Here is a 22,216-nt window from a genome sequence, read left to right on the forward strand (position 1 = left end):
TCCGGTAACGACGCTACGCACGTAGACCCGGCGTACGGAAGAGGGCCTGGCCGCCGCCGTTGGTCTACGCCTGCGAAATACTGGCCGAGCTGCGGCGTTGACCGGCCGTGGAAGAAACTTTCATCGGCAGGAAACCGTACGAGGGGTGCTGACGTGCACGGGAGTGAGAGCGCGCGGGAGCCGGGCGCGACTGCCGGGACTGGTGTGGACCACGAATTCCTGGCGCTGGAGCGTGAGCTGGCGGTCTTCCTGCGCCGCGCCCGGGCCAGTTCGGGCGAGATGGCCCGCGAGGTCCACCCCGAACTGGAGCCCGCCGCCTACGGCTTGCTCGTCCGCCTGGAGTCGGCGGGTCGGCAGCGGGCCACCGAGCTGGCCGCCTACTTCGGCGTCGGCAAGGCCACCATGAGCCGTCAGTTGCGGGCCCTGGAGGACCTCGGCCTGGTCGCCCGCGAACCCGACCCGGCGGACGGCCGCGCCTGGCTCGTCCGGCTCACCGACGAGGGCCTCGCCCGCTTCCGCAGCGTCCGCGACGCCCGGCGCGGGCAGTACGTCCGCAAGCTGGCCGCCTGGGACCGGGCCGAGGTGGCGGAGCTGGCCCGGCTGCTGCACCAGTTGAACACCCGCGCGGAGGAGTGACGGCCCGTGCAGCGCTGAACGCGCGGAGGCTGACCGCCCGCGCAGGGCCCGGCCCCTACAGCTCCACGAACACCGCCGTCGCGTCGTCGTGCGTCTTGCCCCGCCGCAGCCGTACGCGCCCGGCGGCCGCGTCGGCCCTCTCCAGCTCCCGTACCCGGTCGATCAGCCCCTGCGGACCCGCCTTCCGCAGCAGCTCCAGCACGCCCGCCCAGTCGCCATCGCGGAACACCTCCGTCCACCGGCTCGCCCCGTCCGTGAGCCCGGCCAGCGAGCGGACCCGGTCCGCCGGGACGGTGCCGGTCACCGCGTGTGCCGCCACCGCGGGGTCGGCGGCGGCGGTGAAGAAGCCGCCCTCCTTGTTCCGCAGCAGGCCGTCCACCGTCGCCGCCGAGGCCAGCGAGCCCGGCGGTAGGCGGTCGAGCCGGTCGTCGAGGACCGCCCGGACCGCGCCGTCCGTCCCCTCCAGCAGGAGCACCGCATCGGAGAGCACCAGGTACTCGATCGCGCGTTCGCCCCAACGCGCCAGCGCCACGGTCGCCTGAGGCGTCCGCACGTGAGAAAGGTCACAGGTCGACTGGTGGGCGTCGGCGGTGCGCCGGATGGACTCCGACAGGATCTCGGCCAGGTCCATATCTCGCCGTGAACCCGACAGTTCCACCAGTGCGTCGCCCAGTCGGGCGGTGAACCAGGGGACCGAGTGCACACAACCGTCATCCCCCACCGGTGGCGTGACACCGTCCAGCACCACCACCACTCCCCCCTGGCCGGACGCGGGGACGGCGGCCGATGCCCAGTCCTCGTTGGGGCGTTCGGGATCCCCGGGGACGGTGACGAGTTCGCAGCGCATGGCGCCAGTCTGCACGAGGTCTTCATGGACCCCGCACGGGAGCGGTTTCCAGCCGTACCAGCAGGTCAACGGGGGACCTGTACGCGGAGGGCGGGACTCCAGGAGAGTGCGGGCGGGCATCTTGCCAAAGGCCGCGCCGAAGTTCCAGCCCGCGTCCTATGCATGGTCAGGGGCGCACTTGGGGAGACTTGTTCGCCAACTCCAGAGTGATGTTCACTCGTTCGAGTGGCGGAGCGGTTGATGCGCGCCCCCCTCTCAAAAGCACTGGAATGGTCAGAAGCCGTACCAGGAGCGGGGCGTCCCTCTACGTGACCGAGCGTCACCTCTGCTTCAAGGGTGGACGAGTCAAGATTGCGAGCACCGGTGCAGAAGAAGCGGCCACGGAGCCAGGGCAGCACGCGCGACGGTTCCGGGGCGACGCCTCCGGCTCCGGTCGCCACCAAGCGGACCGTACGGGTACGGAGCCGGCTGGTCGCCGGGGTCGCCGTCGTCGGGGTCATCGTCCTCGCGGCGGGCGCTCCCGCCGCGCTGAGCGCCTCCTCCGATCTGGCCGAATCCCAGCGGCTGGTGACCCTCTCCGAGCTGAACCAGCGGGCCGTCACCCTGGCGCACTCCCTCGCCGACGAGCGCGACGCCGTCACCGCGTACATCGCGGGCGGTCGCGCCGATGACGGCCAGGCCGGTGCCCAGAGCCGCCTCACCCGCACCACCCGCGTCGACCAGCAGATCGACGAGATCCACGAGCAGGCCCCCGCCGCCCTGCGGCGCGACCTCTCCACCGTGCCCTCCCTGCGCCGCGACGCCCTCACCGGCAAGGGCTCGGCCCCGGCGGCCCACCAGGCGTACTCCGAGGTCATCGCCAAGCTGCACGGCATCGCCGCCGAGCTGGCCGACAAGACCCCGCCGCGCGCCGCCGACGCCACCCGCGCCCCGCTCGCCCTCGGCGGAGCCGTCGAGCAGGCCTCCGCCACCCGCGGGCTCCTCCTCGCCGCCCTCGCCGTGCCGACCCCCGAGCCCGCCGCCCCGCAGATCGACCCCTTCACCGGGCTGCCGGTCGAGGGCCAGGACGACGCGACCAAACGGGCCGACCGCGACCGGGACGAGCTGAGCGCCGCCGCCCAGCAGGCCCGTACCCGGGAGCTGGCCTCGCTCGCCGAGTTCGACCAGGCGGCGAACCCCGTCGCCCGCGACAAGCTCTCCGCCACCGTCACCGGCCCCGAGGTCAACAGCGCGGAGAAGTACCTCGCCCGCCTCACCGACCGCCCCGAGCTCTCCGAGAGCGAGCGCGCCACCAGCGCCAAGAAGCTGGAGGCCGCGCTCACCGCGCGGGTCGACCGGATGCGCAGCGTCGAGTCCGCGCTCGGCACGACCCAGGTCCAGCGCCTGGAAGGCATCCGCGACGACGACGTCACCGCCCTCGAACTGAGCATCGCCCTGCTCGGCGGCTGCTTCCTGCTCGCCGTCGGCGTCTCCACCGCCGTCGCCCGCACCCTCACCCAGCCGCTCGCCGTCCTGCGCATCGGCGCCGCCCGCCTCGCGGACGCGGCGGACGGGCCCGCGAGCGCCGAACCGGTCCGCTACACCGGCCGCAACGACGAGTTCGCCCAGGTCGTCCGGTCGATGAACACCCTGCACGCCAAGCTGACCGGGCTCCAGCAGGAGTTCACCGGCCGCTTCGAGAGCCTCGGCCAGGAGCGCGCCGAACTGATCGCGGGTCGCGAGGCCCTCACCCTCCAGCGCGCCGAACTCCAGGTCCGGGCCGCCGAGCTCGCCGCCCAGTTGGAGCGGCTGAAGAACACCGTCCACCACACCTTCGTCAACCTCTCGCTGCGCAACCTCGGCCTCGTGGAGCGCCAGCTCGGCGTCATCGAGAGCCTGGAGGAGCGCGAGCAGGACCCGGAGCGCCTGGCCACCCTGTTCAAGCTGGACCACATGGCCACGGTCATGCGCCGGCACAGCGAGAACATGCTCGTCCTCGCGGGCGCCGAGCACGGCCACGGCCACGCGGGCCCGATCCCGCTGGTCGACGTGGCCCGCGCGGCCGTCAGCGAGATCGAGCGGTACGAGCGGGTCACCATCCAGTCCCTGCCGCCGCACGCCCAGATCGCCGGGTTCGCCGCCGACGACCTCAGCCACCTCCTGGCCGAACTGCTGGAGAACGCCACCTCCTTCTCCCCGCCGGACTCCCATGTGGAGCTCTCCGGCTGGCTGCTGGAGACCGGCGAGGTGATGCTCTCCGTGCAGGACGAGGGCATCGGCATGTCGAGCGTCCGGATGAGCGAGCTCAATGCCAGGCTGGCCGACCCGGCCTCCTTCGAGGCGGGGGAGCAGAGTGCCGACGGGGCCGGACTCGGCCTCCAGGTCACCTCGTTGCTGGCCGCCCGGCACGGCGTGCGGGTCCAGTTGCGCGAGCAGAAGGGGAGTGGAGTGACGGCCGTCGTCGTCCTGCCGCAGACCCTGCTGCCGAACTCCCTGCCCGCCTCCTCACCGCCCGCCGTACAGCTACCGGGCGACGCGCCGACGCTCAACCTGCCGGGCTCGGTGGCCGAGGCCAACTCCAACGCGCTGCCGAGCCGTACGCCGGTCCTGCCGCCGGCGACCGCGGCGCCCGACGCGGCGTCGGGGACGGTTGGCGATGGGGCTGCGGGGCCGTCGCCCGAGGCGGCGCCTGAGCCCGCATCCGCCGCGGAAGCCGTAACCGAGTCTGCCGCTGAGCCGGTGGTCGAACCCGCGGCGGTGCCGGTGGTCCCCGCTGCTGAGCCTGTGGCCGAACCCGCCGCTGAGCCTGTGGCCGAACCCGCTGCTGAGTCCGTGGCCGCGCCCGCCGTCGACCCGATGATCGTCGCCGCCGAGCGAGCGATCCGCGAGGCCGGTGACGCCGGTGACGTCACTGAGGACGGTGACGTCACTGAGGACGGTGAGCCCGCCGAGCAGGAGCCCGTGACCGCCGAGGCGCCTGTCGAGTCGGACTCCGAGGTCACGATGCAGGTCCGCCTGCCGCTGCCGCCGGAATCCCCGGCCTCCCCGGTATCCGACACCTCCGACCCGTACGCCATCGGCCCCGACCGTCACGAGCGTCCGGCCGAGAGCGCCCCGGGCGGCCAGGACCCGGACGGGCCCGAGTTCCGCCCCGCCCCCCGCGCCGAGGCCGCCGCCCCCGCCGACACCGTGCCCGGTCCCCGCAGGCCGCAGGCCGAGCGGGTCACCGACAAGGGGCTGCCCAAGCGCACCCCCAAGGTGGTCCGGCCCGAGGGCGCCCCCACCACCGGACGCACCGGCAGCCTCGACAAGGACGACCTGCGCCGCCGACTGGGCAGCTTCCACCAGGCGGCGAAGGAGGGCCGGCGCGATGTCGAGGCCGAGATCGCCGGGTCCACCGGCTCCGGCTCCGGCTCCGTCGCCCTCGCCGGCCACGAGGGCGTAGCCACCCGCCGTACCGGGCACGAGACCACCACCGCACCTGTCACGGGCAACGCACCCGTCACGGGCACCGCACACGACACAGGCACCGCACACGACACAGGGACGACCGAGCAGACCGGCGGCCGCACGGACCGCCGGAACGGAGAGACGGGGGACACAGTCGAGGAGGCACGCAGTTGACTGCGCCCAGCACGTTCGGGCTGAGTACCGAAGCCCGGAACCTTCACTGGTTGCTGAGCAATCTCGTGGAGGAGGTGCCAGGGGTCCACTCGGTCACCGTCGTCTCGTCCGACGGGCTGATGCTGCTCTCCTCCGACCCCGGCCATCACCAGGTGAAGGCGGCCGGACCGTCGGACGGGCCCAGGGGCTCCAGCGCCGACCTGGCCACCATCGTCTCCGGCATCGGCTCGCTGACCGTCGGAGCCGCGAAGCTGATGGACGGCGGCGGCGTCAAACAGACGATGGTCGCCATGGACGAGGGCAGCGTCTTCGTCATGTCGATCAGCGACGGCTCCCTCCTCGGCGTCCACGCCACCCCTGACTGCGACATGAGCGTCGTCGCGTACCACATGGCCCTCTTCGTCGGCCGGGCCGGACACGTCCTCACCCCCGAACTCCGCAGCGAGCTGCGCACATCGATGGAGAGCGCCCAGTGACGACCGCCGCAGCCGAGCCCTCCCCCCGCCTCCCCGTCCGCGGCGCCGACAGGCGCCCGGCCCGGGTCCGCCCGTACTCCCTCACCGGAGGCCGCACCCGGTTCGGGCACGTCCTGCTCGTCGAGACGTTCGTCGCCGCCCTCGAAGCACCCGAGGAGCGCCGCGAGCTGACCAACGGCAACCTGGCCTCGCGCGTCATGCCGGAGCTCCAGGCCATCGTCGAGATCTGCCGCCGGATGCGTACGGTCGCGGAGATCTCGGCCCTGTTGAAGATGCCGCTCGGAGTCGTCCGGGTGCTGCTCAGCGACCTGGCCGACCAGGGAAAGATCCGCGTGTACGGAACCGGTCACGGCACCGGCCAGCCCGACCGCGCACTGCTCGAAAGGGTGCTCAATGGACTCCGCCGTCTCTGAGGCGCCGCTCTTCGCCCCGCGCCAGCCGGGGCCCCGGGACGACCAGCCGTCCCGGCCGCAGGAGCAGGCCGAGGAATCCCTCCAGGCCTGGCAGCTCGACCACACCCGCGCCCCCACCGCGACCAAGATCGTGGTGGCGGGCGGCTTCGGCGTGGGCAAGACGACGTTCGTCGGCTCGGTCTCCGAGATCACGCCGCTGAAGACCGAAGCGCTGATGACCCAGGCCAGCGAGGAGACCGACGACCTCTCCGCGACGCCCGAGAAGACCACCACGACGGTGGCGATGGACTTCGGCCGGCTCACCCTGGACGACGACCTCGTGCTGTACGTCTTCGGCACGCCCGGCCAGCAGCGCTTCTGGTTCATGTGGGACGACCTGGTGCGCGGGGCGATCGGCGCGGTCGTCCTCGCCGACACCCGGCGGCTGGAGGACTGCTTCCCGGCGCTCGACTACTTCGAGAGCTGCGGGCTGCCGTACATCGTGGCGGTCAACCACTTCGAGGGGACGCCCGGTTACGAGGCGGAGGACGTCAGGGAGGCCCTGACCGTACCGCCGCAGGTGCCGATAGTGATCATGGACGCGCGTAACAGGATCACGGTCGTCGAGTCGCTGCTGGCCCTGGTCGGCCATGCTCTCGACGTCACGCCTGCCTAGTCCTCCTCGAAACAGAGACAAACGGAGAGCCGCGATGCGGAAGATACTCATAGTCGGAGCCGGCCAGTCCGGGCTCCAGCTCGCCCTGGGGCTCCAGTCCCGAGGCTACGAAGTCACCCTGATGTCCAACCGCACGGCCGACGAGATCCGCACCGGCCGGGTCATGTCGACGCAGTGCATGTTCCACACCGCGCTCCAGCACGAGCGGGACTACCAGCTGAACTTCTGGGAGTCCCAGGCCCCGAGGATCGAGGGGGTCGGCGTCTCCGTCGCCGCCCCCGACTCCTCCCGGGCCATCGACTGGGTCGGCAAGCTGGACGGGTACGCCCAGTCCGTGGACCAGCGGGTGAAGATGGCCGGCTGGATGGAGACCTTCGCCCAGCGCGGCGGGCAGCTCGTCATCCACGGGGCGGCCGTCTCCGACCTGGACTACTTCTCCCGTACGTACGACCTGGTGATGGTCTCGGCCGGCAAGGGCGAGCTGGTCTCCATGTTCGGCCGGGACGCGGCCCGTTCGCCGTTCGACGCCCCGCAGCGCGCCTTGGCGGTCGCCTACGTCCACGGGATGGGCCCGCGCCCGGAGCACCCGGAGTTCGACGCGGTCCGCTGCAACCTGGTGCCGGGCGTCGGCGAGCTGTTCGTGATGCCGACCCTGACCACCTCCGGCCGCGCCGACATCCTCTTCTGGGAGGGCGTCCCGGGCGGCCCGCTTGACGCCTTCCAGGGCATCAAGGACCCCTCCGAGCACCTGGCGAAGACGCTGGAGCTGATGGAGAAGTTCACGCCGTGGGAGTACGCCCGCGCCACCAAGGTCGAGCTGACCGACGCCAACGGCACCCTCGCCGGCCGCTACGCCCCCACGGTCCGCAAGCCGATCGGCCGGCTCCCCGGCGGCGGCCTGGTCCTCGGCGTCGCGGACGTGGTCGTCGCCAACGACCCGATCACCGGCCAGGGCTCCAACTCGGCCTCCAAGTGCGCCAACTCCTACCTGGACTCGATCCTGGAGCACGGCGACAAGGAGTTCGACGGGGCGTGGATGCAGTCCACCTTCGACCGCTACTGGGACACCGCCCAGCACGTGGTGAAGTGGACCAACGCGATGCTCGGCGCCCCGCCGGAGCACGTACTGAACCTGATCGGCGCCGCCGGTGGGCTCCAGCCGGTCGCGGACCGCTTCGCCAACGGGTTCAACGACCCGGCGGACTTCGACAACTTCTTCTTCGAGCCGGAGAAGACGAACGCGTACCTGGCGTCGGTCCCGGCCGGCTAGCCGCCGCACCGGCTGCGAAGCAGCGGCAGGCGTGGGTGAGCATCGTGTCCGTGGACCGTCCTGCGACGGTCCACGGACACGGGCGCTTCAGAGCCCGCGCGTGGTGAACTGCTTTGTTTTTTCATGCTGTTGGCCCCGGCATGGCCTAGAATGCGTCTCCTGCGTCTCCTGCGTCTCCTGCGTCTCCTGCGCCTCAGGGCGGCCACCGTATTCGATTCCGCGACCACCGACTGGCTCAAGGAGCTTGCTCCCTCCCGTGGTCATGATGTCGCTGGGTGCCTCGGAACAGACGGACCCGATGGCCGACCGGCTCGTCGCCTGCGTCAACTCCGGCAAGCAGGCCGTCGTCTTCGATCCCTGGGCCTGGCAGGCCCTTTCGATGTTTGTGCACGATCTGACGCAGAAGAAGGCGGGCTCCGATCTGGCGATGGTGCAGTCCCTGTGCCTTCTGACGCTCATTCCCTCGGGCGTCTCTCCTCGGACGGGCCGCAGCTCTGAAGGGACGGTCGGCTGGATGACCTACCAGGCGCGCAATGGAATCGTCGAGATGGCGAAGATCTCGGAGCCGGACGGCACCGTGAGCGCCATCGTCACGGCGGACGGCATCCTCGACGCGGAGCGCAGGCCGACGAAGAAGAAGTTCGTCCTGCCTGCCCGAGCCGCCGAACTCTGATTCCACGGCCCGGCCACCAGGCCTACTCGGGCGCCCGGTCCACGCCGTACCCGGTGTCCGAGCCGTCGCGGGCGCCCTCGGGCAGTTCCGGGCGGGTGTACGTGGACAGGGGGGCGGCGCCGGGGTCGGGGCGGACGGCGCCCAGGAGGGGGTTGGAGGCCAGCGGGGAGACCTTCACCTTGGTGCCGGGGCGGGGGGCCTGCACCACCAGGCCGTCGCCGATGTACAGCGCCACGTGGGTCGCCTTCGGGAAGTAGACCACCAGGTCGCCGGGGCGCAGCGAGGAGACCGGCACCTTCGGGAGCTGCTTCCACTGCTCCTGCGAGGTGCGGGGGATCGGGCGGCCCGCCGCCGCCCAGGCCTGGGAGGTCAGGCCGGAGCAGTCGAAGGAGCCGGGGCCCTCGGCGCCCCAGACGTACGGCTTGCCGATCTGGTCGATCGCGTACGTGATGGCGTCACCGCCCTGCCGGGTCGGCGGCCGGACCGTGCTGAGCGCGCCGGAGGCGACCAGGTCGCTCTGGGCCGCCGCCACGCCTTGCTCTTCCAGCCCGGCCAGCCGGGCCAGTTGCTCGGCGGAGAGCGTGGCCAGCAGCGCTTCCACCTTCCTGAGCTTGCCCTGGACCGTGTCGCGCTGTTTCTTCTGGCGGGCGGCCAGCTTCTTCTGCTCGTCGACCGCCTTGCGGGAGGCCGCCGCCAGGGCGTCGGCGCGGCGGGCGTCGGCGGTCAGCCGTTCCACCGTCGCCGCGCGGCCCGCCGCCACCCGCTCGACGACATGGCTCTGGTCCAGGGCGCGCAGCGGGTCCCGGGCCAGCAGGAGCTGGAGATAGGCGGAGAACTCGGTGCGCCCCTGGTACTGCTCCCGGGCCAGCCGTCCCGCGTCCCCGCGGCTGAGCTCCAGCGCGGCTCGCGCCTTCGCCAGTTCGGCGTTCACCTTCTTCGCCTGCGCGGTCCGCTGCTTCAGCTTCTCGGCGGTGGCGTTGTAGGTCTCGCTCGCCTCCTCCGCCGCCTGGTAGCGGGTTTGCAGGTCGCGGAGGAGGGTGGCGACGCTCTTGGGGGCCCCGGCTCCGGCTCCGGCTCCGGGTGCGGCTTCGGGGGCTGCCAGTGCTGTCTCGGCGTCCACCTCTGCCGCGTCGGCCTCTGCCGCGTCTGCCTCCGGCTCGTCCGGCTCCGGTGCGTCTTCTGGTGGTGCGGATTCCTCCGACGGTACGGGGGTCGGCTCGGCCGGTGCGGCGGTGGCGGGCGCGACCGCCAGGGCCGTGGCGAGGGCGGTCGCGCAGACCGCGCGCAGGAGCCTGCCTGACATGACATCACCTCCGTGGCGGAGGGACGGGACCCGGAAGATGCGGACTCGTCCATAAGCGAGCGAACTAATCCGATTAATCCGGTCACCTGGTGTCAGGTCATGCAAGCACCGCACCGCGTGCCGTCCGGGGATGCCCCGGACGGCGGAGTCGGAGACGCGTGGTCCTGATGGCCGCTCCGGCTCAGGCCACCGGGAAGGCGTAGAAGGCCCTGTCCCGCTGGACGATGATGTGCGCCCCGACGGCGAGGGTCCGGTACGGGGCGCTCACCGTCGCCCCCTTCGGCTCGGCCGCCCCGATGTCCTGGAACTTCCACAGCCGCTCCCCGTCGGCCGCCGAGAACGCGGTGACCTGGGTGGCGTCGGAGGCGAGCAGGGTCTTTCCGCTGCCGCTCAGGGTGAGGGCGGGCGCGCTTCCCATGCCCGGCACCTCCGTCGAGCGCCGCCAGACCAGGCGCCCGCTCTCCCGTTCCACCGCGCCGACCTGGCGGCTGCGCTCGGTGGTGTGGAGGACGGGGCCGGCCACCAGCGGGGTGCCGAAGGCCGAGCCCTCCGTGCCGTCGACCCGCCACAGCGGCTTGCCGGTGTCCGCCTCGAACGACTGGAGATGGGCGCCGGTCGCCGCGTACAGGGACCCGTCCTCGTCGCCCGTGACGGCCGCCTCGGGGCCGGCCGTGCCGTACCGCTTGGTCCATCGCAGCTTGCCGGTCCGCTGGTCGAAGGAGCGGATGGAGCCCTTCCCCTTGGCCGCCTTGACCTCGGCCGCCGTCAGGGTGACCGCGTCCTGCCGGACGAGGAGATCGGCCGAGCGTTCGGCGACCACCCGGTAGAGGGGCGTGCCGGGGGCGCGGCCCGCCGGTACCGGCGTACGCCAGACCTCGGCGCGGCGGACGATGTCGTACGCGAAGAAGTACGCCTGGGCGACCTTCTTGTCCGCCGCCTTCTTCTTGCCCTTCTTCGGCTTGGGGGCCTTCACGGTGACCGTGCGCGAGCCGGTGAACCAGATCACCGCCCCGGAGTGGCCCGCCAGTCGTCCCACCTGGAGGTCCGGCAGGTCGGTGAAGCCGTCCGCGTACCGCACGCGGTGCACGACCGTGCCGTCCTTCGGCGCCAGCCAGAGGAACTCCGTCGGGCTCGCCACGAAGCACAGGTCGCCGGCGACCACCGCCGCCTGGCCCTTGGCGGCGTCCGCGCGCTGCCAGACCCGCTTGCCGGTGCTCACGTCGACGGCGCTCGCCTGGCTCTCGCTGGTCACCACCAGCAGCCGGTCCCGCCAGAGCGCGGTGGTCAGCGGGGCGGACTCGGAGGCCGGGTGGGAGTAGCTCCAGCGCGGCTCGGGGGGCTGGCCGGGGAGCGTGCGGCGCGGTTTCGGGGCCGGGGGCTTGGCGTCCGTGGCGGCCGCGGTCTCCCCGCCGCCGATCGCGGCGACCGCGCCGCCGCCCACGACGAGCCCGCCGACCGCCGCCGCCGCGATGGCGATCAGGGTCCGGCGGCTGGTCGCGGAGCCTTCCGGAGGGGTCGGCGCGGGCGGGAGGGGCAGGGCGACCATGGGGCCGTTGCCGTTGCCGTTGCCGCTGCCGTTGTGGGCTTGGGCTTGGGCTGTGGGTGCGGAGGGCGGGAGCGCCGCTGCCGGGTAGGGGGCGGGGCTGCCGTAGGTGTGGTGGGGGACCGGTGCCGGGAGGGCCGCTGGGGCGTTGCCCGGGGCCGGGGGCAGGCCTGGGGGGAGGGCGAGATGGGTGGTGGCGCGGTCGGACTGCGGCGGCTTGGGGCCGGTGTTGAGGAAGCGGGTGGTGCCCCGGTCCTCGCCGATGTCCCCGGTGCCGGTGCCGGTGCCGGTGCCGGCGCTGTTGCTCGTGGTGGGGGCCGTGGTGACCCTCGGGTCGGTGGGGGTCTGCGTGGCAGGTGCCTCGCCCGGTGCGTCCGCCGGCCGTGTGTCCTCCGGCTCCCCGGCGGGATCAGCGGTGTCGACGGCCTCGGCCTCCAGCGGCGCATCCAGCGCCCGCACCCGCGCCTCCTGGTCCGCGACCGCGCCCGCGAGCCGCTCGGGGAGCCAGCCGCCCCGGGCCAGGCCCGCCGCGCCCTCCAGGGCCAGTTCGGCGGCGACCGTGCCGGCGGTGGGCCGCTCGGCCGGGTCCTTCGCCAGGCAGCCCGCGATCAGGTCGCGCAACTCCGCCGGTACGGCGCCCAGTTCGGGGTCGGCCTCGGCGATCCGGCGGGCCGCCTCCTCGGGCGGGCCCTCGGTGAACGGGGTCGTCCCCGTGGCCGCGTACGCCAGCAGCAGCCCCAGGACGAACAGGTCGGACGGAGCGCCGACCTCCTTGCCCGCCACCTGCTCCGGCGTCAGGTAGCCCAGCCGGACCGAGAGCTGCCCGCCCGGCCTCGCCTCGGCCGCCGCTGCCGCGCCGAGCGGGCCGAACGCGGTGAGCCGGGGCCCGTCCCCGGCCAGCAGCACCGTGCCCGGGGCCAGCCCCTGGAGCACCGAGCCGCCCGCGTGGACCCGGGAGAGGATCTCGGCGATGCCCGCGCCCAGTATCCGCAGCGCGCGCTCCGGCAGCGGACCGGCGACGCCGATCGCCTCGGCCAGCGGCAGGGCGGGGACGTACGCGGTCGCCGTCCAGAGCAGCTCGTCCTCGCCGGTATCCAGGGAGCCGGTATCCAGGGAGCCGGTATCCAGGGAGCCGGTATCCAGGGAGCCGGTCTCCAGGGACGGCGTCACCCAGCCGCCCGCGAGGCGTTCGGCGGTGCGGGCCTCGGCCTGGAAGCGGCGCCGGAACGCCGGTACCGCGGCGAGCGCGGGGCGGGCGGCGGTGATCACGGCGAACTCGCCGGTGCCGGTGTCCCGCGCCACGTACTGCACGGCGCTCGCGGCTTCCTGGAAGCGGGCCAGCACGGTGAAGCGACCGAAACGGCGTGGATCTTCCCTACGCAGCGCCTCCATGGCGCACCCCCCTTGTGACCGTCCTCCGGCGCCCGAGTGACCCGTCCCTCGGCACCTGACCGTCGATCTTAGGGCCTGCGCCTGCGCTGAGAGCCTGCGCCACCGGGAGCGGGTGTTCAGGGCTTGGACCAGGGCCACTTGAGCGCGGGGCGCTTGCGGCCGCCGGGAGCGTACTCGTAGACCCAGCCACGTTGCAGGCCGAGCCGCTTGGTGTAGCCGGCCGGGACGCGTTCGTACGCGTACACGGTGGGCGGGGAGCCGTCGGGGGAGGGCACCGGGACCTCGTACCACTTCGGCGGGTGGCCGGTCGGGCCGACCAGGACCGGCAGCACCCGGCCGTCCAGGGGGCCGCCTCGGAAAGGGGTGTTCTCGCTCTTCACCCGGTCAGTCTGCCGCAGGGGCGTGCGGCAGCAGGTGCGCCGCATCGGCGACGACCGGGATGACCAGCTCGGCCAGCCGTCCGGCCGGGCCGTCCGGGGTCTCCAGGGCGAGCAGGTCTCTCACCACCGTCGCGGTCTCCTCGTCGGTGGCGGCGGTGGCCGCGAGGAGGGCGATGAGATGGTCGACCAGCCAGCCGCACAGCTCGGCCGCCGAGGGCTGCTTGCCCTCGTCCAGCCAGATCAGCGACGCCGCCTCGACGGCCGCGATCCAGCTACGGACCATCATCCGCAGCCTCGGCCCGGCGCCCCGCCCCCCGGCTCCGCCGAACCGGCCGAGATGGCTGAGGATCTCCTCCGCCGCCGCCCGCCGGACACCGTCCACGATGCTCGTCGTACGGGAGGTCTCCACCACGCTGCCGCCGCGCAGCAGCGCGCTGAAGCCGGTGTCGTGCTCGTCGACGAAGCGGAGGTAGCGGTCCAGGACGCGGGCGACCCGCTCGGTCGGCGGGCCCACCGGCGGCTCGGTGAAGCAGAGCTTCAGCTCGTCGGCGGCCGAGCCGAGCGCCGCCTCGTACAACTGCTGCCGGCCGCCCGGGAAGTAGCGGTAGACCAGCGGCCGGGAGACCCCGGCCGCCACCGCCACCTCGTCCAGCGAGACCTCGTCGGGGGCCCGGTGGGCGAAGAGGCCGAGCGCCGCGACCAGGAGCTGGGCGCGGCGCTCCTCGACACTGAGCCTGCGGTACGCGCGGGGCGGCGGCGGGGCTGCGGCGGTGGACGTCATGGACCGAGCCTAAAGCCTCCGGTTCGCACGGCGTCAGGCCAGCAGCCCCGAGCTGCGCCACAGCCTGCGGCTGACGCCGTTCAGCAGCCCGATGTCGTCGAAGAAGTCCGTGAGCCGCCGGGAGCCGGTCTGCATCACCTCCCTGCGGTGGCCGCTCGCCTTCACCTGGGCGACCGCCTCCCGGCGGTCCAGGCCGACGTTCTCGTACACCTGCGGGTTGACGAAGCAGATGGAGAAGACGCGGGCCGCCTCGCCGCAACTGACCTTGGTGAGTTCGCGCTCCCAGCGCGGGGCGGTCACCATCTGGCGGCGCAGCTCCTCCCGGGCGTACCGGACGTGCCGGGCCTCCTCGATGACGTGGATCCGGGTCACACCGCGGACCAGGGTCTGCACCCGGTCGTCCGGGAAGGTCAGGCGCTGCATCCAGTCGAGGATCTCCTCGCCGAGCAGGGTCGCGGCGAACGAACCGGGCGTGGTGGAGACGGTCTTCAGGACCCGGGCCAGGTTGTGGTAGACGCGCGGCACCTCGTACGTCGGGGCGCCGCCCCAGTCGATCATGCGGCTGAACATCATCGAGTGCCGGCACTCGTCGGCTATCTCCGTGAGGGCGTAACGGACGTGGTTGCTGGTGACGGGCTTGTCGTAGACGTGCCGGACCAGCAGCTGCATCAGGATGATCTCGAACCAGATGCCGAGCGAGGCGAGCGCCGCACCCTCGTGGCGGGCCAGGTCCAGGCGCTGCTCCTCGGACATGCGGTGCCACATCGGGGTGTCGTAGAGCGAGAGCAGCTCCGGCGGCCAGAACCACTTGCCCTCCTCGACGGCCGCGTCCCAGTCGAGTTCGGTGTCCGGGTCGAAGGAGTGCTTGGCCGAGGATTCGAGCAGCCGCGCGGCGACCTGCTCGCGGTCGCGGAGCGGGCCGAGCGCGTCCCGGAGCAGGGGCACGTCGCGGTCGGTGACGGTCGTCATGGCGGGAGCACCTCACACAGGGGTTGCCGGGAACGGGAGTTACCGGCGGTCACTCCTTATGAGACTGCTCGTCAGCAAGGCCGTCAATCCCTTGGGCACGACTCCGTGCGACTTGTTGACCCGCCGTCTACCAACGTGTGAACCTGCGAGGGGGAGGCGTCGGGCTTACGCACCCAACTGCTTCCGGTGCCAAGGAACTTGTCAGGACCTGCCAAGCCGTTCGAGTCAGTCGAGGCGAAGGAGCCGTCCGTGTCCACTCATGACCTCTACACCACCCCGCCGTCCGAACCGCTCTGGCAGGTCCCCGCCACCGGAGCCGCCCGGTTCAGCTGGGACTACGACGACGGCCGCGAACGCCTCCTCGCCCTCTACCAGAAGGGCAAGGACAAGCAGTGGGACGGCAACAAGCGCATCGACTGGTCGCTGGAGGTCGACCCCACCGACCCGCTCGGCACCCCCGACGAGGCGCTGACGCTGTACGGCACCCCGCACTGGGCGAAGATGACCGAGAAGGACCGGGGTGAGCTGCGCAAGCACTACACCTCCTGGCAGTTCAGCCAGTTCCTCCACGGCGAGCAGGGCGCGATGGTCTGCGCGGCCAGGATCGTGGAGTCCGTCCCCGACCTGGACGCCAAGTTCTACTCCGCCACCCAGACCATGGACGAGGCCCGGCACGCGGAGATCTACGGCCGCTTCCTGCACGAGAAGATCGGCATGCTCTACCCGGTCAACGACAACCTCCAGGGGCTGCTCGGCGACACCCTGCGCGACTCCCGCTGGGACATGCCGTACCTCGGGATGCAGGTCCTCATAGAAGGCCTGGCGCTCGCCGCCTTCGGGATGATCCGCGACACCACCACCAAGCCGCTGCCCAAGCAGATCCTCGCGTACGTCATGCAGGACGAAGCCCGTCATGTCGCCTTCGGGCGGATGGCGCTGCGCGACTACTACAAGCAGTTGAGCGACGCCGAACTGCGCGAGCGCGAGGAGTTCGTCATCGAGGGCTGCTACCTGATGCGCGACCGGCTCAGCGGGGTCGAGGTCCTGGAGAACTTCGGCATCGGCAAGCAGGAGGCGAAGGACCTCTCGGAGCACTCCGAGTTCCTCCAGCTCTTCCGCAAGCTGCTGTTCAGCCGGATCGTGCCGTGCGTCAAGGACATCGGCCTGTGGGGTCCGCGGCTCCAGAGGGCGTACGTCGACATGGGCGTCCTCGAACTCGGTGACTCGAACCTGGACCTGCTGATGTCCCAGGACGAGGAGATAGCCGAGGAGCTGGACCGCGAACGCTTCGCCGCCGAGGAGCAGGCCCGGGTGGCGGAGGTCGCGGAGGCGATCGGGGAGGGGGCCGGGGAGGGGCTCGGAGGAGGACGGGAGGCGGCCTGAGGACCTGGTCCGCTGCGTGCTCCCTCAGCCGGGCCGCGCTCTCGGCCTGGTCGCGTTCTCAACCTCGGTCGCGCTCTCGGCCTGGTCGCGTTCTCAGCCCGGCCGGATCGAGACTGCGTCGTACACCACGGCCGAACTCGTCGCCGGGCCGCGGCAGGTCAGCCGGGTCTGCGGTGTGCGCCGGGCCCGCACCTCGACGTCGACGACGGCCTGACCCGGCGGCCGGCCGGTGACACGGATCTGCCAGCCGTCGTCGTCGCGGAACGTCCGGGCCACCGCGTAGTCGTGCCGGCCCGCCGGGCCGAAGCGGTCGAGTACGGCCGCGACGGCGGCCTGCTGCGGCGGGAACAGGTCGGTGTACCCCCGTAGATGCTCGGCGTGGATACGGCCGGCCAGGTGCTCCTCGACCACCGTCACGGCCGATCCGGCATCGAGATTCCCGTAGTAGACGCCGTCGGGCACGACGACGACGTTGGCGGCGAACCGGTCACCGCCCACATGCGTGCACTCCCACACCAGGTCCGGCCGGAGCTCGCTCAGGGCGCGGGCCACGGGCCGCCCGCGCACGGCACAGCAGGCGTCGTGGAGACCGTGGGCGCAGACGAGGACGAGAGGCGAGCCGCCGGGCTCCCCGGGGGTGGTCAGGGCCGGGGCGATCCGCGCCAGGTCCTCGTCACGCTCCCACGTGCCCCAGTGCCGGCGGTGGGCGCCGGTGCCGTCGTAGCGCAGGACGGCCCAGCGTGGTGCGCCCCGGGGCACGTGGCGGCCGTGGCATCGCACCAGGAGGACGCGGGCCCGCGCCGCTCGGGCGGCGGCGAACACGAGCGCCTTGGTCCCGGGCTCCAGGTCGAGGCCGTCGAAGCCGTTCACCGGCCAGCCGCCCCGGTACTCGATGAGGACCCAGGCGGTGCCGTGCGGTGCCGTGCCCACGATCGAATCGCCGCGCGTCCGGGCGGCGTCCGAGCAGAAGAACCGGCCCGGCGTGGTCACCGCGGTGTGGTCACTCTCCGGCGTGGTCACCGCGGCCCGGTCACTCTCCGGCGGGCACGAGCACGCCCGCGCGCAGCAGCCGTCCGACGAGCGCGACGCCGAGCTCACCGGTGCCGTGGACCTCACCGTCGAGCAGCCGGGACACCGGCGGCAGGTCGGCCTCGGAGAAGTCGAGCCACCCGACGCGCGTGGTCAGGCGCAGGCCCTCCAGGCGCGCCTCCAGCGCCGCACGGAGCCGTACGGGCGTGTCCGGACCGAGGCCGTCGACGGCGGCGAGCTGGGCCAGCGGCCCCAGCGGCGCCGGGCGGCCCTGCCCGCGCCGGGCCCGGTGGAAGAGCGGGGCGGGGTCGGCCTTCGTGACGGCGGCGACGAGGTGTTCGCGGATCAGGTCGATCTCGCCCGTCGGTCCGTCCACGCCCAGGGGCAGGGTGCTCCGCATCCCAGGGGCCTCGCGCAGTGCGGCGAGGGCCGCCTGCGCGAGCTGCTCGGCCAGCGCGTACCGCGTCCAGGTGTGGATGCCCAGCGTCAGATGGACGGAGACCCCGCCCTGCGCCTCGGCGGCGTGCAGCCAGCCCCGGGGCAGGTAGAGGACGTCGCCGGGCTCCAGCACGGTATCGAGGTGGGCCGCGCCCCGCGCTGCCTCGGCGACGGCGGAGCGGTGGTCGGTCCAGGGCTGGTCGCGCAGCGGATCGGGGTGTACGGGCTCGTGGACGAGCCAGCGCTTCGTGCCCCCGATCTGGAGGACGAACACGTCGTGCACGTCGTAGTGGGCGTCGAACCCCCGGCTCTGCGGCGGGGTGACGTACGCGTTCGCCTGCACCGGATGCCCCAGTTGCGCGCTCAGCCGGGCACCGAACTCGCCCACCGGTTCCCAGGTGCGCTGGAGCGCCTGGAGCACGAGCGTGGCGCCGTCGGCGAACGCCCGCCACAGCGCCGTGTCGTCGAGCTGGTCGGCGATGGTGGCGCCGACGCCGGCCGACGAGGTGAACGTCGATTCGGGAAGGGTGGAACCGTCCTTGGCGACGCGGAGGAAGGGCGTACGCAGGCCGCGACACGAGATCAGCTCATCCACGGCTGCCGCGGAGAACAGGTCGGAGAAGTCGCTCGCGCGACGGGTGAGCAGCGGCTTCCGGGCCCAGATGTCACGGGCGAACTCTTCCGCGCTCAGCCCGGTCAGACGTGTCTCCAGGACCCCGGCGCCCGGTGCGGCGCCGACGTCCTGGAGGCCGGTTCGGGACGTGCTCAAGAGCGGCTGCCGGACTGGTCCGCGCCGCCGTCCGCACCTCCGTCGGCTCCGCCGTCGTGGACGCCCGGGGTGCCGGCCGCTCCGCCGTCGGCCGGACCTTCCGCCCCACCGTCCGCGCCGCCGTCCGCACCCCCGTCGTGGACGCCGGGGGTACCGGCCGCTCCGCCGTCCGCCGGTCCTTCGGCCCCGCCGTCCGCCCCTCCGTCGGCTCCGCCGTCGTGGACACCGGGGGCGCCGGACGCTCCGCCGTCCGCGGGGCCCTCCTGCTGGTTCGGGTCCTGCTCGGGATTGGCCATCATTCCTCCTCTGAGCACGTGACTGAGACCGGGCTCCTTGGGCGAAGCCCGTAATCACCGTATCGCCGCTGGGGGAAAGCAACGATTCGAGTGCGGTGAATGCTGGTGAAGGGGCCGGCATTCACCGTCGGTCAGGCTCCGGCTGGCCGCCGACCAGCGGAAATGTTTCCAGGGAAGGAATTCACCACATGGCGTAACCGGCGGCGGTAAGGAACTCCGGCGAGGCCGGGCGGAGAGCACCGGAGAAAATGAGAAAAATGGCCGGTGCGCATTGTGACGGTTTTTCGGCAGGTCCGCACCTCGTGATCGCCGGGTGTTCTCGGTGCTGCTGAACGAGCGCGGCCACGTCGACCAGGACCACCTGGCCCTCTGCTACGCCCGCTCCGCCGCCGTCACCCACGCCCACCCGGACGGCATCGCGGGCGCGGTGGCGGTGGCCGTGGCGGCGGCGCTGTCGGTGCGGGGCGAGTGCACGCTGGGGGCCGTCGCGGACCGGACGCCCGAGGGGCTCGGCGACGTGGACACCACCTGCGCCATCACCGGCGGGGTGGCCGGGGCGGAGACCGGGACGGCCGGGGTACCGGACGAATGGCTGCGCAGGCGTGAGCCGTTGGGGTGAGCCCTTGGGAGGAGCCGGGGTGCGAGGGGGCGGTCGGGCGTCCGGTCGGCGGGGGATTGTCCCGGCCCGGTACCGATATCCGCCGCGTCGAAATTCCGTTCGCAAACGTGTCGTACCGTGAGCCCATGACCACCCCGCCTCAGCCGCCGCAGGGCCCGTACGGCCCGCCCCCGCACCCGCAGCAGAACCCCTACGGCCGGCCGGCCGCCGCCTCCGGGGTGCCGCAACAGCCGCCCTACGGCTACCCGCAGCAGCCTCCGGCCCCGCCCCAGCAGGGCGGCGGCTGGGGGCAGCCTGGTTCGGGACAGCCCGGTTGGGGGCAGCAGCAGCCCGGCATACCCGGCGGGGGCGGTCCGGGCGCGGCCGGCTGGCCGCCGCAGGGGCCGGGGGCGCAGCCGCCGCGGAAGAAGCGGACCGGGCTGATCATCGGCATCGTGGCCGGTGCGGTGGTGCTGGCCGGCGGGATCGCCTTCGGGGTCTCCCAGGTGGTCGGGAAGACCGCCGACGCGGCCTTCCCGGACGCCGAGTACAAGCTCGTCCTGGAACAGAAGCTGCTGGACGGCGAGTTCACCCTGGCCCAGGACCTGTCGTCGACCGAGGGCAAGAAGATCGAGAAGATGTACGACCCGACCGTCCGGGACGCGCGGGCCGTCGTCGGGCAGTACAGCTCGGCCGACGGCGGCGCCCTGGTGATCTCCGGGATGTACGGGCGGTTCACCAGCCCGGAGGTGATGACGGGCAAGATGATGGACGGCGGGGCCGCCGGGGACGGTGCGACCGTCGTCGTACCGCCGAAGAAGTTCACCCCCGCCGGTTTCGACATCACGATGGAGTGCCAGGTCCTCCAGTCGGCCAAGGGCGGCGTCAAGGCCAACATCCCGATGTGCGCGTGGGGCGATGACAACACGGGGGTGTCCGTGGGCATCATCCGCGCCGCGACCGCCCTCAAGGACCCCTCGGCGATCGACCTGGAGGCGGCCGCCGTCGAGACCGCCAAGATCCGCGAGGAGATCCGCCGGCCGATCGGCTGACCGGCCGGGGTGCGGTGATCCGACCGGCCCGGCCGCTCGGGTCACCGCACCCCGACCGGTGCCGGGAAGCGGGTGCGCAGGGTGAACGCCCGCTCGGTCGGTCCGTGTTCGCGCAGATGCAGCAGACGCTCCTCGGCGTCCGCGACCGTCGGGCGTTCCCCCGCGGGCACCCACCACAGGGCGGTCATCGCCTCCCGGATCTGCTCGAACCACTCACGGCGCCGGCTCATCAGCTCCCGGTGCCGTCCGGCGTACATGAAGCCCGTGAGGGCTTCGGCGTCCCGCCACACCGACATGTTCACGATCAGCCAGGCGTCCCCGAAGACCGGGACGTCCGTGGCGTTCCCGGAGTCGGAGCGCAGCCGCCACACGAACCCCTCCGCCTGGTCGGCGACCGCGTTCACCGGGTCGAGTCCGTCGACGAAGTCCTTCAACTCCGGTGAATCCAAAGGGAATCTGAGCCGGGCGATGTTCACCTGCGCCAACTCGTGCCGTCCGCCGCCTGGTTCCGTCTCGATGGAGGTCATGGCCGCACGGTAGGCAGGGAGCTCTCCACCGCGCGGGCCATTCCGAGCAGCGAGACGTCCGCCCCGCGTGCCGCGACCAGATGGAGCCCCACCGGGCAGCCGTCCCCGGTGAATCCGGCGGGCAGGCTGGCAGCCGGGTGCCCGCTCAGGTTGAACGCCCAGGTCAGGGCGGTGGAGTAGCGGGCGCCGGGGCCCTCGTGCCCATGCGGCCGGTTCGGTGTTACCGGGGTCAGCAACAGGGGCGCGGCCGCGAAGACATCGTCCAGCCGCTCGTCGTTGCCCCGCCGGACCGCCACCGCCTCCGGGTCCCCGGGCGACCCGCCCCGTACCGCCTGCCAGGCCCGCACCGGGTCCAGCAGCACGCAGCCGGCGTCCACCAGGGTGACGGTCCCGGCCGTGACCAGCCGGTCCACCGCCGCCCGGACGACGGCCGCCACCTCCGGGTCCACGTCCGCGAAGCCGAGGTCCTCGCTGTACACGGCGGGGAGCGGGAGGGCCGGGGCTGCCGACTCCTCGTACCCGTCCAGCACATGGCGGAGACAGCGCTCCGCGCCCGCCGCCGACCGGGCCAGCACCCCCGCCGACGCGAGCCCGGACCGGTCCGGCGACGGGAGCACCCCGTTCGTCGTCTTCAGCCCGAACACCCCGCACCAGGCGGCCGGGATGCGCACCGACCCGGCCCCGTCGCTGCCCGTCGCCAGCTCCACCATCCCCGCCGCCACCGCGACCGCCGAGCCCGCCGACGAACCGCCCGGCGTCCGGTCCGCCCGCCACGGGTTGACCGTACGGCCGTGGGCGCCCTGCCCCCAGGTCTGCCAGTAGGTGCCGGGCCCGGGTACGGAGGTCGCGCCGACCGGGACCCCGCCCGCCGCGATCAGCCGGCGGGCGGCGTACGAGCGGATGCCTGCGGGCCCCTTCACGGCGAAGGGCAGGCCGCGCAGGGGGAGGTGGAGCGCTCCGGACTCACGGGCGAGGGCCTCCTCCGGCCACACCTCGGTGAACGCGTTGAGCGCCGGATCCAGCCGCGCGATCCGCTCCAGGGCCCGCGCCACGGCGGACGGTGTCGACGTCATGCGCCCAGTCTCGCCGGAAGGCGACGTCATGCCCTCAGGTCTCGCCGAAGCCGACGTCATGCCCTCAGGTCTCGCCGAAGCCGACGTCATGCCCCCAGCCCCGCCGGAAG

At 72.9% G+C, this 22,216-nt stretch carries 20 protein-coding genes and 1 pseudogene; 10 read left to right on the top strand and 11 right to left on the bottom strand.

Annotated features, from left to right (window positions below):
* The first annotated feature begins 153 nt into the window (after nt 1-153).
* Nucleotides 154-636 carry a MarR family winged helix-turn-helix transcriptional regulator gene (locus tag ACFWRT_RS34465; protein WP_380954511.1) on the top strand — a complete coding sequence of 161 codons (483 nt, stop codon included), beginning with the start codon at nt 154-156 and terminating at the stop codon, nt 634-636.
* Between the two features lie 55 nt (nt 637-691).
* Here ACFWRT_RS34465 and ACFWRT_RS34470 read toward each other — a convergent pair whose 3' ends face one another.
* Nucleotides 692-1,483 carry a hypothetical protein gene (locus tag ACFWRT_RS34470; RefSeq protein ID WP_380954512.1) on the bottom strand — a complete coding sequence of 264 codons (792 nt, stop codon included), beginning with the start codon at nt 1,481-1,483 and terminating at the stop codon, nt 692-694.
* A gap of 363 nt (nt 1,484-1,846) precedes the next feature.
* Here ACFWRT_RS34470 and ACFWRT_RS34475 point away from each other — a divergent pair, with 363 nt between their 5' ends.
* From ACFWRT_RS34475 to ACFWRT_RS34500, 6 genes are all read left to right on the top strand, one after another.
* Nucleotides 1,847-5,086, top strand: a complete 3,240-nt coding sequence (locus ACFWRT_RS34475; protein ID WP_380954550.1) for a sensor histidine kinase — start codon at nt 1,847-1,849, stop codon at nt 5,084-5,086.
* Complete coding sequence (locus tag ACFWRT_RS34480) at nt 5,083-5,562, top strand: roadblock/LC7 domain-containing protein (protein WP_380954514.1); 480 nt, start codon at nt 5,083-5,085, stop codon at nt 5,560-5,562. The genes ACFWRT_RS34475 and ACFWRT_RS34480 overlap by 4 nt, the downstream gene beginning before the upstream one ends.
* Nucleotides 5,559-5,975: a DUF742 domain-containing protein gene (locus ACFWRT_RS34485; RefSeq protein WP_030560845.1), complete on the top strand. Its 417-nt coding sequence runs from the start codon at nt 5,559-5,561 to the stop codon at nt 5,973-5,975. Before ACFWRT_RS34480 ends, ACFWRT_RS34485 begins: the two co-directional genes overlap by 4 nt.
* Nucleotides 5,956-6,630, top strand: a complete 675-nt coding sequence (locus tag ACFWRT_RS34490; RefSeq protein WP_380954515.1) for a GTP-binding protein — start codon at nt 5,956-5,958, stop codon at nt 6,628-6,630. The genes ACFWRT_RS34485 and ACFWRT_RS34490 overlap by 20 nt, the downstream gene beginning before the upstream one ends.
* Nucleotides 6,631-6,664: 34 nt before the next feature.
* Complete coding sequence (locus tag ACFWRT_RS34495; protein ID WP_380954516.1) at nt 6,665-7,900, top strand: styrene monooxygenase/indole monooxygenase family protein; 1,236 nt, start codon at nt 6,665-6,667, stop codon at nt 7,898-7,900.
* Nucleotides 7,901-8,144: 244 nt separating this feature from the next.
* Nucleotides 8,145-8,573 (top strand): hypothetical protein, encoded by a 429-nt coding sequence (locus ACFWRT_RS34500; protein WP_381121406.1) that lies wholly within the window; start codon nt 8,145-8,147, stop codon nt 8,571-8,573.
* Nucleotides 8,574-8,595: 22 nt separating this feature from the next.
* On the opposite strand, the gene ACFWRT_RS34505 is transcribed toward ACFWRT_RS34500, so the two are convergent.
* The 5 genes from ACFWRT_RS34505 to ACFWRT_RS34525 all read right to left on the bottom strand — a co-directional run bounded on the left by ACFWRT_RS34505 (nt 8,596) and on the right by ACFWRT_RS34525 (nt 14,941).
* Nucleotides 8,596-9,876: a C40 family peptidase gene (locus ACFWRT_RS34505; protein WP_380954520.1), complete on the bottom strand. Its 1,281-nt coding sequence runs from the start codon at nt 9,874-9,876 to the stop codon at nt 8,596-8,598.
* Nucleotides 9,877-10,057: 181 nt separating this feature from the next.
* The gene (locus tag ACFWRT_RS34510; protein WP_380954521.1) at nt 10,058-12,811 is read right to left on the bottom strand and encodes an outer membrane protein assembly factor BamB family protein; all 2,754 of its coding nucleotides are present in this window, start codon (nt 12,809-12,811) and stop codon (nt 10,058-10,060) included.
* A gap of 116 nt (nt 12,812-12,927) precedes the next feature.
* The gene (locus ACFWRT_RS34515) at nt 12,928-13,191 is read right to left on the bottom strand and encodes a hypothetical protein (protein ID WP_380954522.1); all 264 of its coding nucleotides are present in this window, start codon (nt 13,189-13,191) and stop codon (nt 12,928-12,930) included.
* A gap of 4 nt (nt 13,192-13,195) precedes the next feature.
* Nucleotides 13,196-13,972 (bottom strand): TetR/AcrR family transcriptional regulator, encoded by a 777-nt coding sequence (locus ACFWRT_RS34520; protein WP_380954523.1) that lies wholly within the window; start codon nt 13,970-13,972, stop codon nt 13,196-13,198.
* A gap of 33 nt (nt 13,973-14,005) precedes the next feature.
* Nucleotides 14,006-14,941, bottom strand: a complete 936-nt coding sequence (locus ACFWRT_RS34525) for an AurF N-oxygenase family protein (RefSeq protein WP_380954524.1) — start codon at nt 14,939-14,941, stop codon at nt 14,006-14,008.
* Nucleotides 14,942-15,190: 249 nt separating this feature from the next.
* Between ACFWRT_RS34525 and ACFWRT_RS34530 the strand changes: the two genes are divergently transcribed.
* Nucleotides 15,191-16,324, top strand: coding sequence for a ferritin-like domain-containing protein (locus ACFWRT_RS34530; RefSeq protein ID WP_380954525.1), 1,134 nt, complete (start codon nt 15,191-15,193; stop codon nt 16,322-16,324).
* Between the two features lie 93 nt (nt 16,325-16,417).
* On the opposite strand, the gene ACFWRT_RS34535 is transcribed toward ACFWRT_RS34530, so the two are convergent.
* Genes ACFWRT_RS34535 through ACFWRT_RS34545 form a run of 3 tightly spaced genes read right to left on the bottom strand, consistent with a single transcriptional unit; the run spans nt 16,418 to nt 18,856 of the window.
* Nucleotides 16,418-17,314 (bottom strand): sucrase ferredoxin, encoded by an 897-nt coding sequence (locus ACFWRT_RS34535; RefSeq protein ID WP_380954551.1) that lies wholly within the window; start codon nt 17,312-17,314, stop codon nt 16,418-16,420.
* A gap of 40 nt (nt 17,315-17,354) precedes the next feature.
* The gene (locus tag ACFWRT_RS34540) at nt 17,355-18,560 is read right to left on the bottom strand and encodes a cupin domain-containing protein (protein WP_380954526.1); all 1,206 of its coding nucleotides are present in this window, start codon (nt 18,558-18,560) and stop codon (nt 17,355-17,357) included.
* Complete coding sequence (locus ACFWRT_RS34545; RefSeq protein ID WP_380954527.1) at nt 18,557-18,856, bottom strand: BatC protein; 300 nt, start codon at nt 18,854-18,856, stop codon at nt 18,557-18,559. Before ACFWRT_RS34545 ends, ACFWRT_RS34540 begins: the two co-directional genes overlap by 4 nt.
* 328 nt (nt 18,857-19,184) lie before the next feature.
* Between ACFWRT_RS34545 and ACFWRT_RS34550 the strand changes: the two are divergent.
* Nucleotides 19,185-19,475, top strand: a pseudogene (locus ACFWRT_RS34550) (ADP-ribosylglycohydrolase family protein); the annotation flags it as partial.
* A 125-nt stretch (nt 19,476-19,600) separates the two neighbouring features.
* Nucleotides 19,601-20,506: a hypothetical protein gene (locus ACFWRT_RS34555; protein WP_380954528.1), complete on the top strand. Its 906-nt coding sequence runs from the start codon at nt 19,601-19,603 to the stop codon at nt 20,504-20,506.
* Between the two features lie 41 nt (nt 20,507-20,547).
* On the opposite strand, the gene ACFWRT_RS34560 is transcribed toward ACFWRT_RS34555, so the two are convergent.
* Entirely contained in the window at nt 20,548-21,033 is a 486-nt protein-coding gene (locus ACFWRT_RS34560; protein ID WP_380954529.1) for a DUF3291 domain-containing protein, read from the bottom strand.
* Nucleotides 21,030-22,106, bottom strand: a complete 1,077-nt coding sequence (locus ACFWRT_RS34565) for an amidase family protein (protein WP_380954530.1) — start codon at nt 22,104-22,106, stop codon at nt 21,030-21,032. Before ACFWRT_RS34565 ends, ACFWRT_RS34560 begins: the two co-directional genes overlap by 4 nt.
* Nucleotides 22,107-22,216 lie beyond the last annotated feature (110 nt).

This window comes from Streptomyces cyaneofuscatus (assembly GCF_042718795.1).
In the GTDB taxonomy this organism is placed as follows: Bacteria; Actinomycetota; Actinomycetes; order Streptomycetales; family Streptomycetaceae; genus Streptomyces; species Streptomyces cyaneofuscatus_A.

Excerpts from the sequence above, each read along its gene's own strand:
- ACFWRT_RS34470 (WP_380954512.1), bottom strand. The coding sequence starts at position 1,483 with ATGCGCTGCGAACTCGTCACCGTCCCCGGGGATCCCGAACGCCCCAAC.
- ACFWRT_RS34560 (WP_380954529.1), bottom strand. The coding sequence starts at position 21,033 with ATGACCTCCATCGAGACGGAACCAGGCGGCGGACGGCACGAGTTGGCG.
- ACFWRT_RS34490 (WP_380954515.1), top strand. The coding sequence starts at position 5,956 with ATGGACTCCGCCGTCTCTGAGGCGCCGCTCTTCGCCCCGCGCCAGCCG.
- ACFWRT_RS34495 (WP_380954516.1), top strand. The coding sequence starts at position 6,665 with ATGCGGAAGATACTCATAGTCGGAGCCGGCCAGTCCGGGCTCCAGCTC.
- ACFWRT_RS34505 (WP_380954520.1), bottom strand. The coding sequence starts at position 9,876 with ATGTCAGGCAGGCTCCTGCGCGCGGTCTGCGCGACCGCCCTCGCCACG.
- ACFWRT_RS34565 (WP_380954530.1), bottom strand. The coding sequence starts at position 22,106 with ATGACGTCGACACCGTCCGCCGTGGCGCGGGCCCTGGAGCGGATCGCG.
- ACFWRT_RS34520 (WP_380954523.1), bottom strand. The coding sequence starts at position 13,972 with ATGACGTCCACCGCCGCAGCCCCGCCGCCGCCCCGCGCGTACCGCAGG.
- ACFWRT_RS34525 (WP_380954524.1), bottom strand. The coding sequence starts at position 14,941 with ATGACGACCGTCACCGACCGCGACGTGCCCCTGCTCCGGGACGCGCTC.
- ACFWRT_RS34555 (WP_380954528.1), top strand. The coding sequence starts at position 19,601 with ATGACCACCCCGCCTCAGCCGCCGCAGGGCCCGTACGGCCCGCCCCCG.
- ACFWRT_RS34545 (WP_380954527.1), bottom strand. The coding sequence starts at position 18,856 with ATGGCCAATCCCGAGCAGGACCCGAACCAGCAGGAGGGCCCCGCGGAC.
- ACFWRT_RS34510 (WP_380954521.1), bottom strand. The coding sequence starts at position 12,811 with ATGGAGGCGCTGCGTAGGGAAGATCCACGCCGTTTCGGTCGCTTCACC.